At 76.1% G+C, this 13,941-nt stretch carries 13 protein-coding genes; 4 read left to right on the top strand and 9 right to left on the bottom strand.

Annotated features, from left to right (window positions below; genetic code table 11):
- Positions 1 to 39 precede the first annotated feature (39 nt).
- The 3 genes from AB0J08_RS07870 to AB0J08_RS07860 all read left to right on the top strand — a co-directional run bounded on the left by AB0J08_RS07870 (position 40) and on the right by AB0J08_RS07860 (position 3,391).
- Positions 40 to 1,350: a glycosyltransferase family 4 protein gene (locus AB0J08_RS07870; protein ID WP_360628627.1), complete on the top strand. Its 1,311-nt coding sequence runs from the start codon at positions 40 to 42 to the stop codon at positions 1,348 to 1,350.
- A 128-nt stretch (positions 1,351 to 1,478) separates the two neighbouring features.
- A complete protein-coding gene (locus AB0J08_RS07865; protein ID WP_360628624.1) occupies positions 1,479 to 2,315 on the top strand; it encodes a methyltransferase domain-containing protein in 837 nt (278 codons plus the stop codon).
- The gene (locus AB0J08_RS07860) at positions 2,312 to 3,391 is read left to right on the top strand and encodes a prenyltransferase (RefSeq protein WP_360628621.1); all 1,080 of its coding nucleotides are present in this window, start codon (positions 2,312 to 2,314) and stop codon (positions 3,389 to 3,391) included. The genes AB0J08_RS07865 and AB0J08_RS07860 overlap by 4 nt, the downstream gene beginning before the upstream one ends.
- A 138-nt stretch (positions 3,392 to 3,529) precedes the next feature.
- Here the strand turns inward: AB0J08_RS07860 and AB0J08_RS07855 are convergent, their stop codons facing one another.
- The 5 genes from AB0J08_RS07855 to AB0J08_RS07835 form a co-directional block, all read right to left on the bottom strand.
- Entirely contained in the window at positions 3,530 to 4,441 is a 912-nt protein-coding gene (locus AB0J08_RS07855) for a hypothetical protein (RefSeq protein ID WP_360628618.1), read from the bottom strand.
- Between the two features lie 209 nt (positions 4,442 to 4,650).
- Positions 4,651 to 5,679 (bottom strand): N-acetylmuramoyl-L-alanine amidase, encoded by a 1,029-nt coding sequence (locus AB0J08_RS07850; protein WP_360628615.1) that lies wholly within the window; start codon positions 5,677 to 5,679, stop codon positions 4,651 to 4,653.
- 7 nt (positions 5,680 to 5,686) lie between these two features.
- Positions 5,687 to 6,982 (bottom strand): hypothetical protein, encoded by a 1,296-nt coding sequence (locus tag AB0J08_RS07845; RefSeq protein ID WP_360628612.1) that lies wholly within the window; start codon positions 6,980 to 6,982, stop codon positions 5,687 to 5,689.
- A 258-nt stretch (positions 6,983 to 7,240) separates the two neighbouring features.
- Complete coding sequence (locus AB0J08_RS07840) at positions 7,241 to 7,894, bottom strand: class I SAM-dependent methyltransferase (RefSeq protein ID WP_360628609.1); 654 nt, start codon at positions 7,892 to 7,894, stop codon at positions 7,241 to 7,243.
- Positions 7,895 to 7,945: 51 nt separating this feature from the next.
- On the bottom strand, positions 7,946 to 8,362 hold the full coding sequence (locus AB0J08_RS07835) for a hypothetical protein (RefSeq protein WP_360628606.1): 417 nt from the start codon (positions 8,360 to 8,362) through the stop codon (positions 7,946 to 7,948).
- Positions 8,363 to 8,467: 105 nt separating this feature from the next.
- Here AB0J08_RS07835 and AB0J08_RS07830 point away from each other — a divergent pair, with 105 nt between their 5' ends.
- Positions 8,468 to 9,574 (top strand): alcohol dehydrogenase catalytic domain-containing protein, encoded by a 1,107-nt coding sequence (locus tag AB0J08_RS07830; RefSeq protein ID WP_360628603.1) that lies wholly within the window; start codon positions 8,468 to 8,470, stop codon positions 9,572 to 9,574.
- 137 nt (positions 9,575 to 9,711) lie between these two features.
- Here AB0J08_RS07830 and AB0J08_RS07825 read toward each other — a convergent pair whose 3' ends face one another.
- From AB0J08_RS07825 to AB0J08_RS07810, 4 genes are all read right to left on the bottom strand, one after another.
- The gene (locus AB0J08_RS07825) at positions 9,712 to 9,891 is read right to left on the bottom strand and encodes a hypothetical protein (protein WP_360628600.1); all 180 of its coding nucleotides are present in this window, start codon (positions 9,889 to 9,891) and stop codon (positions 9,712 to 9,714) included.
- Between the two features lie 160 nt (positions 9,892 to 10,051).
- Positions 10,052 to 10,414 carry a hypothetical protein gene (locus tag AB0J08_RS07820; RefSeq protein WP_360628597.1) on the bottom strand — a complete coding sequence of 121 codons (363 nt, stop codon included), beginning with the start codon at positions 10,412 to 10,414 and terminating at the stop codon, positions 10,052 to 10,054.
- Between the two features lie 177 nt (positions 10,415 to 10,591).
- Positions 10,592 to 11,791 carry an ATP-binding cassette domain-containing protein gene (locus AB0J08_RS07815; RefSeq protein ID WP_360628594.1) on the bottom strand — a complete coding sequence of 400 codons (1,200 nt, stop codon included), beginning with the start codon at positions 11,789 to 11,791 and terminating at the stop codon, positions 10,592 to 10,594.
- 257 nt (positions 11,792 to 12,048) lie between these two features.
- On the bottom strand, positions 12,049 to 13,707 hold the full coding sequence (locus AB0J08_RS07810; RefSeq protein WP_360628591.1) for an ABC transporter ATP-binding protein: 1,659 nt from the start codon (positions 13,705 to 13,707) through the stop codon (positions 12,049 to 12,051).
- Between the last annotated feature and the right edge of the window lie 234 nt (positions 13,708 to 13,941).

Below are 13,941 nucleotides of genomic sequence, written 5' to 3'. Positions count from 1 at the left end.
GACCGGCAGCACAGACTTCAGCAAGGACGGGAGCCGTCGATGACCGCGCAGCCGCTGCGGATTGCCCTGCTGTCGTACCGCGGTGACCCGTTCTGCGGCGGCCAGGGCGTCTACGTACGGCACCTCTCCCGCGAGCTGGCCCGCCTGGGCCACCACGTGGACGTGATCGGGTCCCAGCCGTACCCGGTGCTGGACGAGGTCGAGGGCCCCGGTTCGGTCCGCCTGGTCGAGCTGCCCAGCCTGGACCTGTACCGCGCCGACGACCCGTTCCGCACCCCGGGGCTGGCCGAGTACCGGGGCCCGGTGGACGTGCTGGAGGTCGCCACCATGCGCACCGGCGGCTTCCCCGAGCCGCTGACGTTCTCGCTCCGCGCCCGCCAGTACCTCGCCCTGCACAAGGGCCGCTACGACGTGGTGCACGACAACCAGACGCTGGGGTACGGCCTGCTCGGCCTCGCGCGGCACGGCTTCCCGCTGGTCACCACGATCCATCACCCGATCACCGTGGACCGGCAGCTGGAACTCGACGCCGCCCCCACCCTGCGCCGCCGCCTCTCGCTGCGCCGCTGGTACGCCTTCACCCGGATGCAGCGCCGGGTGGCCGCCCGGCTGGACCGCATCATCACCGTCTCCGGCACCTCGAAGCGGGAGATCGCCGAGCAGTTGGGCACCGCGCCGGGCGCCATCTCGGTGGTGCCGATCGGCGCCGACACCCGGCTCTGGTCGCCGTCCGACCGCGTGGCCCGGGTGCCCGGCCGGATCGTCACCACCTCCAGCGCCGACGTCCCGCTCAAGGGTCTCGTCCACCTGGTCGAGGCGCTGGCGAAGGTTCGCACCGAGCGGGACGCGCACCTGGTCGTGGTCGGCAAGCCGCAGAAGGAGCACGGGCCGGTCGCCGAGGCGGTGCGCCGGTTCGGCCTGGAGCAGTTCATCGAGTTCCGCCACGGGCTGACCGACGACGAGCTGGTCGACCTGTACCGCTCGGCCGAGGTGGCCTGCGTGCCGTCGCTGTACGAGGGCTTCTCGCTGCCCGCCGCCGAGGCGATGGCCACGGGCACTCCGCTGGTGGCCACCACCGGCGGGGCGATCCCCGAGGTGGCGGGGCCGGACGGCGAGACCTGTCTCGCGGTGCCGCCGGGTGACGCGGGTGCTTTGGCCGCGGCGCTCGGCCGGCTGCTGGACGATCCGCAGTTGCGCGGCACGCTCGGTGAGGCCGGGCGCGAGCGGGTGCTCGCGCGGTTCACCTGGGAGCGGGCCGCCGTCCTGACCGCCGACAGCTACCGGGCGGCGATCGCCACCGGAGTCGGGCGGCGGGCCCGGTCCGGTCCGGGCTGGCGGTACGTGGCCTGACGGATCGTCGGATCCGTTCTCGTCGGATCCGCCCCGCGGGTGGATCCGACGCTTCTCGGACTCCGCCGGCCCGGTCGGGTCCGGCTCGGCGTCACAAACGTTTGGTACCAGAGGAATGGGAGCCCGCAGTGCTGACCGTTGATTTCTCGCGCTTCCCGCTCGCCCCCGGCGATCGGGTGCTCGACCTGGGCTGCGGCGGGGGGCGGCACGCGTTCGAGTGCTACCGGCGCGGGGCCCGGGTGACCGCCCTCGACCAGAGTGCCGAGGAGATCGCCGAGGTCAGGAAGTGGTTCGCCGCCATGGCGGAGGCCGGCGAGGCTCCCGAGGGCGCGTCGGCGGTCGCGATGGAGGGCAACGCGCTGGCCCTGCCGTTCGAGGACGAGTACTTCGACAAGATCATCATCTCCGAGGTGATGGAGCACATCCCCGACGACAAGGGCGTGCTCAACGAGATGTTCCGGGTGCTCAAGCCCGGCGGGCTGCTGGCCGTCACCGTGCCGCGCTGGCTGCCCGAGAAGATCTGTTGGGCCCTCTCCGACGAGTACCACGAGGTCGAGGGCGGCCACATCCGGATCTACCGGGGCGACGAGCTGCTCGACAAGCTCAAGGACGCCGGCCTGGAGCCGTACGGCACCCACCACGCGCACGCCCTGCACTCGCCGTACTGGTGGATCAAGTGCGCGGTCGGGGTGGACAACGACAAGGCGCTGCCGGTCAAGGCCTATCACCAGCTGCTGGTCTGGGACATCGTCGGCACCCCGGTGATCAGCAAGCTCACCAAGGCCGCGGAGAAGGCGCTCAACCCGGTGATTGGCAAGAGCTTCGTCGCCTACGCCTCCAAGCCGAACCGCGTCGAACCCACGCCGGACCGCGTCGAGGCCCCGGCGGACGGCGCTGAGACCCGGCAGACGGAGACCGCGCGCGCCGAGGCCGGGCAGACCGAGCCCGGGCGGGCCGGAGAGTGACCGCCGCCGTCCCCGAGGTGCTGCTGCTGGACGGCGTGCTCGATGCCGAGCAGGCCGCCCGGACCGTCCGCAGCATCCTCGCCGAGCAGCAGAGCGACGGCGCGATACCGTGGTTCACCGGTCACCACCTGGACCCGTGGGACCACACCGAGGCCGCGATGGCGCTGGACACGGCCGGCGAGCACGCCGCCGCCGAGGCCGCCTACCGCTGGCTGGCGGCCCGCCAGAACCCCGACGGCTCCTGGTACGCCGCCTACGCGTACGGGCAGGGCGGCACCGACGGCGCGGTCACGGACCAGGCCAAGGAGACCAACTTCTGCGCCTACGTGGCCGTCGGCGTCTGGCACCACCACCTCAGCACCGGGGACGACGCCTTCCTGGAGTGGATCTGGCCGGTCGTGCGGCGCGCCCTCGACTTCATCGTCGGCCTGCGGCTGCCGGGCGGCCCGATCTCCTGGCGGGTCGACGAGCACGGCGAGGCGCCCGACGAGGCGCTGCTGACCGGCTCCTCCAGCATCCTGCACGCGCTCCGCTGCGGCCTGGCCGTCGCCGAGTACCTGGAGGAGCCGCAGCCCGACTGGGAGCTGGCGGCCGGCCGGCTGCGGCACGCCATCGCGCACCACCCCGAGCGGTTCCTGGACAAGGACCGCTACTCGATGGACTGGTACTACCCCGTGCTCGGCACCGCGCTGCGCGGCCCGGCCGCCCTGGAGCGGATCGAACGGGACTGGGACCGCTTCGTCGTCCCCGGCCTCGGGGTGCGCTGCGTCAGCGACCGCCCCTGGGTGACCGGCGGCGAGAGCGCCGAACTGGCCATGGCGCTCTGGGCGGTCGGCGAGTCCGACCGCGCGGTCGAGATCCTGCGCTGGATCCAGAAGCACCTGCGGCACAGCGACGGCTCCTACTGGACCGGTTACGTCTTCGAGGACGACGCCATCTGGCCCGAGGAGCGCACCACCTGGACGGCGGGAGCGCTGCTGCTGGCCGTCGCCGCACTCGGTGGCGACCCGGCCACGGTGACGGTCTTCGGCGGCGACCAACTGCCCACCGGGCTGGTGGTCCAGGACTGCTGCTGAGGCCTGCCCGTCGAGCGGGGCGAGCCGTCGAGCGGGCGAACCGCTGGAGAGGCAGGACCGCCGAAGGGGCAGGACCGACGACGAAGGGGCGGGACCGGAGTGATCCGGTCCCGCCCCTTCGGTGTTGCCGGCGGTGTGTCAGCCGCGCTGGATGCCGGTGGTGTCGGCCAGCAGACCCTGGGTGCCGTCCTGGAGCTGGGCGACCAGCGCGGCGCCGCGCTGCTCGACCGCCAGGTACCAGGTGCCCGGGACGAGGTCGCCGACCGGAGCGCCGGCCGGGTTGTCCTTGGGAGCCAGCTGACGCGGCGCCGGAACGGCGAACCAGAACGGCGCGAAGTCGGGCGCCGGGGCCGCCTGGGCGGGAGCCGGCGCCTGGTGGGCGGCCTGCTGCGCGGCGGCGTGCTGAGCGGCCTGCTGGGCGGCGTCCTGCGGCTGGCCGGCCTGCGGGGCCGGGTAGCCGTAGCCGCCGGGCTGGCCGCCGAACGCGGGCGACTGCGCCTGCTGCGGGTCCTGTCCCGGGGCCGGGTAGCCGTACTGGCCGGGCTGGCCCGCCTGCGGGGCCGGGTAGCCACCGGGGTAGCCCTGCGGCACGGCGGGCTTGTCGGTGACCAGCGGGGCCTTCAGCGCGGGGACCAGCGGGCCGGCCGCGGCGGCACCGGCGAGCACCAGCAGCGAGATGACGGCCAGCCAGGCGCCGAAGCCGTGGTCCAGGCCCTTCGGGCCACCGCCCAGGGACCAGATGGAGGTCCAGAGCGCGGTCACGGCGAAGGCGATGCCCCACTGGTCCAGCCGCAGGCCGAGCACCTGGCGGGTGGCGGCGGCGGCGCCCTGGAAGCGCTGCACCAGGATCAGTACGGCGGCGAGGATGCCGAGCAGGAAGACCGAGGGCAGGACGGGGAACAGGACGCTGTCCCAGGCGTTCTGCGACGTGTCACCGCAGTACCTGCCACTGCAGTCCACGGTCCAGTACGGCAGGAAGGAGGCGATGAAGAGCAGGACGGCCGCACCTGCGACGGCGGCGTCTCCCCTGGTGAGAGCGCGCAGATTCACTAACGTTCCCCTCGTTGGTGTGTCGTGGACGGCGGTGTTTCGCGGTCGGCTGACCGGCCCGGAAAACTCCGAACGGACCAGAAGCCTAGGGCCAACCGCCTCGCGGGTGCACAGCGGGCTCGGGAATGGGGCGAAGTCGTTGCAAACTGCGCGGCCCCGGCCCCTTGCTGTCCACCTTCCGGTGGGGCGGGCGGCTCGGCCCCGGCCGCCTACCGCGTGGTCAGAAACGCGGTCAGTGCGTCGGCGATCCCCTGGGCGGCCTGTTGGCGCCACTGAGGGTCCGTCATTCGCTTGGCGTCGGTCGAATTGCGCATGTTACCGCACTCGATGAACACCTTGGGCACGGCCGAGAGGTTCAGCCCGCCGAGGTCGGACCGGGTGTCCAGACCCTGGGCGGCGACGTAGTCGGCGTACGGTTCGCCCGTCGCCGCGCGGAAGCTGTCGCGCAGCAGCAGGCCGAGCCGGTGCGAGGGCTCGACGATCGCGGCGTTGTCCGCCTTACCGGCGACCACCTTGGCGGGCATGATCACGTGGAAGCCACTGCCGCCGGGCGGGCCGCCGTCCCCGTGCACGGAGACCGCCGCGTCGGCGTGCGCGGCGGCGCCCGCCCGCGCGCGCTCGTCGATGCACGGGCCCCAGGGACGGTCGCCGTCCTGGGCCAGGACCACCGTCGCGCCCCGGGCGGTGAGGATCGCGCGGGCCCGGCGGGAGACGTCCAGGGAGTACTCGGCCTCGCTGTAGCCGGCGTTGGTCGAGGTGCCGGTGGTGTCGCACTCCTTGCGGCCGTTGCCGATGTCGACCTGACGGTTGATCTCGGCGCTGTGGGCGGCGTTGCCGGGATTGTGACCGGGGTCGAGCAGGACGGTGCGCCCGGCCAGCACGGTGGAGGTCGCGGTGGACGACGCGGTCGCGGTGGCGGACGGTGTCGCGGCCGCGGTCCCGGGCGTCGCGCCCGGGGCGTCGGCCGAGGGTGAGGCGTCCACCGGCGTCGAGGACGGTGCCGAGAACGCTGCCGAGGGCGGTGCCGAGGGCGGTGCCGAGGAGGATGTCGACGGCGGGGCGGCGGCGCCGGCGGCGCGGGCCGGGGCGGTGTCGTCCCGGCCGTGGTCGGCGACGGCCTGCCAGCTCAGCCAGCCGGCCAGGCAGAGCGGCACCAGGGCGCCGGCCGCAGTGGTGGCGAGCAGCAGGCGGGAGCGGCGGGGCGGTTCGTCGTGCGGACCGGAGGTGGTGCGGGTCACGGGTGGTTCAGATCCTGTCCTGGGTGCGCGCGGTCAGGCCGTACGGGTCGGCGATCGTCTTCCACTTCACCACGAAGTCCTTCTTCGCCTGGGTGGCCTGCGGGTTGAGGTCGTCCGCGTGCTTCTTGTCGGCGGTGTTCGGGGCCGAGCCCGAGCAGCCCTGGGCGGAGACGGCGCGGGCCCAGCTCGCGTACGCCCGGTCGATGTCGGCGGACAGCTGCCAGGCGGACTTCAGCGACTGCACCGCGTCCGGACCACCCGGCAGGTCGGTGACGGTCAGGGTGGCGAGCTTGGCGATCAGCTGGTCGCGCTGCTTGGCGCCGCTGTCGAAGACCTGCGCGGCGCTGTCGATGTCGGCCTTCGCGGGGCAGCTGCTCACCTTGGCGACCGCGCTGCCGATCGGTGCCTTCGCGCTCTCGCCCTGGGTCAGCAGTTCGTCCAGGGCCTTGGCCTGGGCCTGCGCGTTGGGTCCGGCCGCACCGGCGGTCGGGCTCGGGGAGGCGGACGCGGTGTCGGTGGGGCCCGGAGTGCCGGTCGCTCCGTCGGGGGCCGGGGCGGGCGGCGGGTTCCCGGTGCTGCTGGGATCGGCGGTGGTCGCCGAGGACGTGGGGGCGGCGGCCCGGTCGGTCGGGTCGTCCTTGCCCTTGACCGCCCAGAGGATGCCGCCGCCCAGGGCGAGCACGAACAGCAGCGCGAAGGCGATCAGCAACGGCGCGCGCCGGTTGGCCGGGCGGTCCTCGGCGTCCAGGTCCTCGTAGCCCGCCGCGTAGTCCGGCTGCTGGTACGGCTGCTGGTACGGCTGGGCCGGGTAGGCGGGGTACTCCTGGGGGTACGGGGCGGCGGCCGCGTACGGGGGCTGGACGGGCTGGGCCTGAGGCTGGGCCGGGGGCGCCGGCGGGTAGCCGTAGCCGCCGGCCGGGGCCTGGGGGGTCGCGTGGCCCGGGAAGCCCGTCGCGGGCGGCGCCGCCGGTCGCGGGCCGGCGGGCGGCGGTGCGGCGGCCGGGAAGGCGGGCGCGGTCGGGGCGTCGTAGCCCTGGCCGCCGGCGGCCAGGTACGGGCGGGCGGCCAGCGGCGGGCCCTGGTCGCCGACACCGCCCGCCGCGGGCGGTTGCTGCCCGAGGGGCGACCGGCCGGGCGGCTGCGGCGCCTCGCCGGGCAGGCCGTGTACGGGCGGAACCGGCTGGGCCGCGGGAGGTTGGGCCGGTCCGGGGGCGGGCTGCTGCGGGCCGCGCACCCAGCCGCCGGCGCCGCCGCGCGCGGTCGGGTCCCAGACCGCCGGAGCGGTGTTCTGCTGGTCGCTCATCGTGCTGGCCCCCACCGTCTGCCCGGTCGCTCTACGGGTGCTGTGCCGTTGTCCCCGGCGCCTGTGCGCCGCGCGGACACCGTACCGTTCGAACCCCTGCCCGACAGCCCCGGCACGACGTTAGAGCATCCGTGATCGGCCGTGGGGCGGGTCCGGCGATCTCGCCGGGCCGCGGTGACGTTCGAGCGCGACGTTCGAGTGGGGCGTTCGAGGACGGTGCCCGGCGGGCCGGTCGGGCGGGGTTCCACGGCCGGTCGTTCAGCGGCGGGAGCGGCGCAGCACCCGCAGCGAGCCGGTCACCGAGACCTCCTCGAAGCCCTCGGCGAGCGCTCGCAGGTAGACCCGGTAGGGCGCCTGGCCGCCGTCCGCCGGATCGGGGAAGACGTCGTGCACCACCAGCAGGCCCTCGGGGGCCAGGTGCCGGGCCCAGCCCTCGTAGTCGCCGGTGGCGTGCTCGTCGGTGTGGCCGCCGTCGATGAAGACCAGGCCGAGCCGCCCGCCCCAGAGCGCCGCGATCTGCGGCGACCGGCCGACCAGGGCGACCACGTGGTCCTCCAGCCCGGCCGCGTGCAGCGTGCGGCGGAACCGGGGCAGCGTGTCCATCCGGCCCACCTCCTGGTCCACCAGCGTCGGGTCGTGGTACTCCCAGCCGGGCTGCTGTTCCTCGGACCCCCGGTGGTGGTCGACGGTCAGCGCCACCGTGCCCGCCTCCCGGGCGGCCGCGGCCAGCAGGATCGCCGACCGCCCGCAGTACGTGCCGATCTCCAGCACCGGCAGTCCCGTGCGCCGCGCGGCCGTCAGCGCCGCCGCGTACAGCGCGAGCCCCTCGTCCACCGGCATGAACCCGGTCGCGCCCTCGAAGGCCGCCAGCACCTCGGGTGCGGGGCGCGGGTTCTCCAGGAGGTCGGACATGGTGCAGCTCCCTTGCCGGGTGGTCTCGGTGCTCGTGCTCGCCGTCGGACCCTACTGGACGGTAGAGCGCGGCGCCCGCCCCGGGCCCGGGGCGGGGCGGATCCCTCGGCCGGCCAGGAGGGTGTGCGCGATGCGGGTGCGGTGCGGCGCCGGCTCGGCGGCGATGGCGCCGGCCCCGGCGGGGGTCGTCGTGACGGCGGCGGGCAGGTCGGGGCCCCGGTCGAGGAGGGCGAGCCGCAGGTGGGCCGGCGAGCAGGGCGGCTCGCTCCTGCTCGCCGAGAGCAGGACGACCAGGACGACGGTGAGCGCGCCGAGGCAGCGCAGCGGGGTGTTGCCGGTGACGAGCAACCGGAGGCCCCAGGCGCCCAGGGCCGCGGTGGTCAGGGGGCCACGGTGGCGATGGCCGAGGCGGCCGGCGAGGCCCGCTGCCCGACGGTGGGCGGCGGCTCCGGCGACCACTCGTTTCACGGGCCGGACGCGGAGGGTCGAATGGAACGTGTTCTACTCCGCCCCGGCACGTCGTGTCAGAATCGGCCCCGACCCCCGACCCGAGGCGAACCGGGAGCAAGCTCCATGCGCGCAGCCATCCTGCACAAGACCGGCCAGGACACGCTCGACGTCCGCGACGACGTGGTCGCGACCGGCTTCGGCCCCGGTAAGGTGAGGGTCCGTCTGAGGGCGGCCAGCCTCTGCCACTCCGACCTGTCGGCGATGAGCGGCGTCCTGCCGCAGCCCGCGCCGTTCGTCCCCGGCCACGAGGGCGCCGGCGACGTGGTGGAGGTCGGCGAGGGCGTGACCGGCGTTGCCGTCGGGGACCGCGTGGTGCTCTGCTGGATGGCGCCCTGCGGCGACTGCGCCCACTGCGAGCGCGGGCGGGGCCACCTCTGCGTCGCCAGTCTGCGCCGGCTCGGCGCGCCGGGCTTCCGGTTCGGCGGCGGGGAGTCGACCGGCGGGCCCGTGGAGCGGGTGGAGGCCTCCGGCTTCTACGGCACCGGCGCGTTCGCCGAGGAGGTGGTGGTCGATCGCGACGCCGTCATCCCCGTCCCCGCCGACCTGCCGTACGAGCTGGCCGCGCTGATCGGCTGCGGGGTGACCACCGGCATCGGTGCCGCCGTGCACACCGCCCGGGTGGAGCCGGGGGCCTCGGTCGCGGTGATCGGCGCCGGCGGGGTGGGTGTCGCGGCCGTGCAGGGCGCCCGGGTCTGCGGCGCCGCCCGGATCGTCGTGGTGGACCCGGTGGTCTCGCGCCGGGAGCGGGCGCTGGCCTTCGGCGCCACCGAGGCCCTCGCGCCGGAGGACCTGAGGGCCGCCGCGAAGGCCCTGCCGGGTGGCGGCTTCGACTACGTCTTCGAGGCGGTCGGCCGCTCGGCCACCGTGCGGGCCGGGTACGACGCGGCGCGGCGCGGTGGCGCCGTCGTGGTGATCGGCGCCGGGGCGCAGGACGACCTCGCGCAGTTCACCATGGGCGAGCTCTTCTTCAACGAGAAGCGGCTGCTGCCCTCGCTGTACGGCGGCGCGTCGGTGCCGCGCACCGTCGCGCTGGTGGTGGAGCTGTGGCGGGCCGGGCGGATCGACCTCGCGGGCATGGTCACGCACCGGGTCGGGCTGGCGGACGTCAACGAGGCCATCGCGCAGATGCGGGGCGGCGAGGCGCTGCGGACGGTCGTGACGCTGGACTGAGCGCTGGACTGAGCGCCGGGCGGGGTACGGGGCGGCCGGGCGGGCCGTCGCGGGCGCCGGCCGTCACACGGCAGGACCCGCCGGGTGCACCGGCGGGTCCTGCCGTGAAGGACCGCGTACGCGGCGTCGGAGCGGCGTCAGCCCTGCTCAGCGCCCAGGCCGAGGCGGTGCCGGCCGTGCGGGTCGGCCTCGGGCCTGTCGTCGGCGGCGGAAGGGCCCCGGTGGCGACCGTGCGACGCGGTGCCCTCGGCCGTGGTCCCGTCGGCGTTGGTCCCGGCGGTCGCGGTTCCGGTGGTGTCGGTGAGGGTGTGGGACATCGAAAATCGTCTTCCGTGCGAGGGTGCGGGTGCTTCGGCGCCGGCTGGCACCGCGGGCGCGGTCGGCCCGTGATCAGGCGCCTGAGCTGCGCCGGAGCCCGTGATCGCGGCCCGTGCCCCGGCCACCATAACGGCGGGGACGGGCGAGATCCTACCGAGATCACGACGGGCGCCCGGCGAACGGTTCGGCTGCCCGCGGGCCCGCCGAGCCGAGCCAGTGGCCGACCAGTTCGCGGTAGCGGGGCGACAGGACCTGCAGGTCGCCGTGGCGCGCGAGCACGCCCCGGCCGCCGTCGAGCAACAGGACCCGGTCGGCCCGCAGCGCCGAACTGATCCGGTGTGCCACCACGACCAGTACCCCGGGGCGGGCGGCGAAGGCCCGCTCGACCCGTTCCTCCGCCGCGGCGTCCAGCCGGCAGGTGGCCTCGTCGAGCACCACGACGGGCGCGGCGCAGAGGTACGTCCTGACCAGCGCCAGGAGTTGGCGTTCGCCGGCGGAGAGCGTGCCCGGATCGGCGATCACGCCGTCGAGCCCGCCGAGCCGGGTGACCAGTTCGTCCGCGCCCAGCAGGGCCGCCGCGTCGAGCAGTCGGGTGTCGGTCCCGCAGGTCGGGCCGTGCGCCTGGGGCGGGCCGTGCGCGTCGGGCGGGGCGGGCCAGCACAGGTTGGCGCGGACCGGGCCCGGGAAGACGTACGCCTCCTAGGGGAGCAGGGCCACCAGGCGGGCGCGCTCGGGGCCGGGGAGCAGGTGCGGGTGGACGCCGTCGACGGTGACCTCGCCGTCGAGCGGCGAGAGCAGGCCGGCGAGCAGCGCGGCGAGGGTGGACTTGCCCGTGCCGCTCGGGCCGACCACGGCCAGGTGCTCGCCGGGGGCCGTCGTCAGGTCGAGACCGGCGAGGACGGGGGCGGCGTGCGGGCCGTGGGCGTACCGGAGGGCGGTGAGGCGGAGGGTGGGGGCGCGCCCCGGCCGTTCGGCGCCGGCGGGCTCCGGGCCGGGGCCGGGGTCGGGGTCGGGGTCCAGACCGGGGGTCGGGGCCGGTTCGGGGTCCGGGTAGCTGGTGGCGAGCCGGTCGAGCACGACGGTCAGGTTCAGCAGCCAGCCGCCGACGGTACCGGCCAAGGTCCGGACCGCCGGGTCGAGTTGTTGCAGCAGATAGGTGGCGACGCCGAGCAGTTCGCCCGCACTGAGGCCGCCGGCGCCGAGCAGCCGGGGCGCGGCCGCGACCACCGCCAGGACGGGCAGCCGGCCACCGAGCGCCACGACCAGGGAGCGGAGCGCGGCGGCGCGGCCGAGGGCGCGCGAGGCGGCGGCGCTCTCCTCGGCGGTGGCGGCGAGCGCCTCGGCCGTCCGCTGCTGCGCTCCGGTGGCCTGGATGTCGCGCAGTCCGTGGAGGGCCCGGCCGGCCTCGGCGGTCAGCCGTTCCTCGGCGAGGACGACGGCTCGGCGCCGGTCGACCAGCGGGCCCAGCAGCCGGGCGAAGAGCAGGCCGGCGGCGAGCAGGGGGAGCAGCACCAGCGGCAGGACGGGAGGCGCGAGGAGGGCGAGGCCGACCAACGCGGCGGCCAGGGTGACCCCGACTCCGCGCAGGGTGCGCAGCAAGGTGGCGGTCAACTGCCGTGCGGACTCGACCTGTTCGGTCAGCCGCGCGACCTCGGCCGGGTCCGCGTGCGGGCGGGCCAGCGAGCCCCGGACGACGCGCTCCACCAGGGCGTCCCGCAGCGGCTCCACCACGTCCGCGAGGTACGGGAACCCGGCCCGCGCCGCGTACGCGCGCGCGGCGGTGACCGCCCCGAAGGCGGCCAGCCAGGCCACCCCCAGCCCTGGCCGCCCGGCCAGGAACCCCTGATCGACGGCGGCCGAGACCAGCAGCCCGGACAGCAGCACCGGCAGTGCCTCCACCCCGGACCAGGCCAGGAGCCGCCACAGCGCCCCCCGGGTGGCGCCGAGTCGATGCCCGAGCAGGACCCAGCCGGGCGACCACTGCGGACCGGGAAGTCGACGGGGCCGACGTTGCGTACGTCGCGTACGGGGTGGGGACGTGGCCGTCTCGAAGGACCCGGCATGCGGTGGGTCGGGGAGCGACAGGTCGGGGCGTCGCGGGTGGGGGACGGACCGGTCGGCCTTCGGCGTGCCGGGCCGGGCGCTGTGGCGGCCCATCAGGCACCGGCCGCTTCGAGCGCGGCGCCGGCCAGGGTGGCGCGGTAGTCGGGATCGGCGAGCAGGTCGGCGTGCGGGGCGAGGGCCCGCAGCCGGCCGCGGTCGAGCCAGGCGACCAGGTCGGCGCGGGCGGCGGCGGCCTCGCGGTGGGCGACCACCAGGCGGGTCCGCCCCCGGGTGGCCCGGTCCAGCGCCTCGGTGACGTGGTACTCGGTGGCGAGGTCGAGGCCCGAGGTGGCGTCGTCCAGCACCATCAGGCGGACCGGTTCGGCCAGCAGCCGGGCCAGGCCGAGCCGTTGGAGTTCGCCACCGGAGAGCCGCAGGTCGTCGAGCGGGGTGTCCCACCCGGCGGGCAGCCCTCGGAGGAAGGTGTCCGCCCGGGCGGACACCGCCTCGTGGGGGCCGGCGCCGTCGAGCGCCGCGCGGACCGTCCGCCCGACCAGCACCGGCCGCTCGAAGGCGTAGCCGACGGCGTGGCGCAGTGCGGGGGTGGTCAGCTCGGTCACCGGCACGCCGTCGACCAGCACCCGGCCCTCGTCCGGGTCACGCAGCCGTCCGGGCAGGGCGGCCAGCAGCGACTTGCCGCTGCCGGAGCGGCCGACCAGGGCGACGGTGCTGCCGCCGGGCACGGTGAGGTCGAGCGGCCCGAGCAGGACGCGGTCGCCCTCGCGTACCACCACGCCCCGGAAGGCGAGTTCGCCCGTGCCGCCCGCCGGAAGGGTGGACGCGCCGGCCGGGGCGGGGGCGAGCGCCAGCAGGTCGTCCACCCGGGACTGTCCGGCGCGGGCGTGCGCGACCCCCACCAGTGCCTCGACCTGTTCGAAGAGCCCCGCCCCGAGCGCCGCCCAGCCGGCCGCCGCGGCGAGTGCTCCGGGCGCCAGCGCGCCCGCGGCCACCAGGGTGCCCGCGGTCGCCAGCACCGCCACCTCGACCACGGCGATCAGCAGCGTCGCCTGCCAGGCCGTCCGCCGCTGCGCGGACCAGAGCGCGTGCCCGGCCGCCGACAGTGCGGGCAGCGGCGCCAGGATCCGGGCCGCCTCGGTCCGTTCGGCACCGGCCGCCCGGATGCCGCCCAGCCCGGCCAGCGCGCCGGTCAGCCGGGCGGCGAGGTCCGCCTGGACCTCCTGGTAGCGGACGAAGACCTGCCCGGCCTCCCGCAGGAACAGCCGGATCAGCACCACCCCGGGCAGCACACCGCTGAAGAAGGCGAGCGCCAGCCACGGGGACAGGACTCCGAGCCCGACGATCGCGCCGACCGAGGTGAGCAGCGCGGTGGCCGTGCCGAGGAGGGCGGGCAGCCGGCCGCCGGCGTCGGCCGCGGAGCCCGCCAGCCGGGCGGTCAGGTCGCCGGGCGGCGGCCCGCTCAGCCACAGGCGGCCGCCGGGCCCGAGGGCGAGCAGATGGCGGACCAGCCGCCCGCGCAGGGCGGCGGTGGCCTCGGCCGCACAGGCCGGACCGGCCGCGGCGGCCAGTGCGTGGGAGCCGGCGGCGGCGCCGAGGACGAGCGCGAGCAGGAGGACCGCCGAGTGTCCGGCGCGCCGGTCGAGCGCGGCGTCGACGGCTCCGGCGAGCGCCGCGGGCAGGGCGAGTGTGGTGGCGGCCTCGACGGGCAGGGCGACGGCCAGGGCGAGGGTCCAGCCGGTGGGGCGGCGGGGCATGGGCGGGCTCCCGTCGGGTCGGAGATCGGGCGGAAATAAGCGGAGATCGGGCGGGGGTGGGCGCAACGGTGGCGACGGCCCGGCGTCGGAGGCGGGCGGCACCTGGGAGCAGTAGTAAGGGGAGCGGGGCATCGCGCGGGGAAAGCGCCGCGCCGCTCCCGCCTGTCCGGCCTTCCCGCTGGAGCGCGCGGCGGACGCCCACCGGATGGTCGGCACCGGGCACGTCCGCGGAAA

This window comes from Kitasatospora sp. NPDC050463, from assembly GCF_040655255.1.
In the GTDB taxonomy this organism is placed as follows: Bacteria; Actinomycetota; Actinomycetes; order Streptomycetales; family Streptomycetaceae; genus Kitasatospora.
This window is presented reverse-complemented; position numbering and strand designations above follow the sequence as displayed.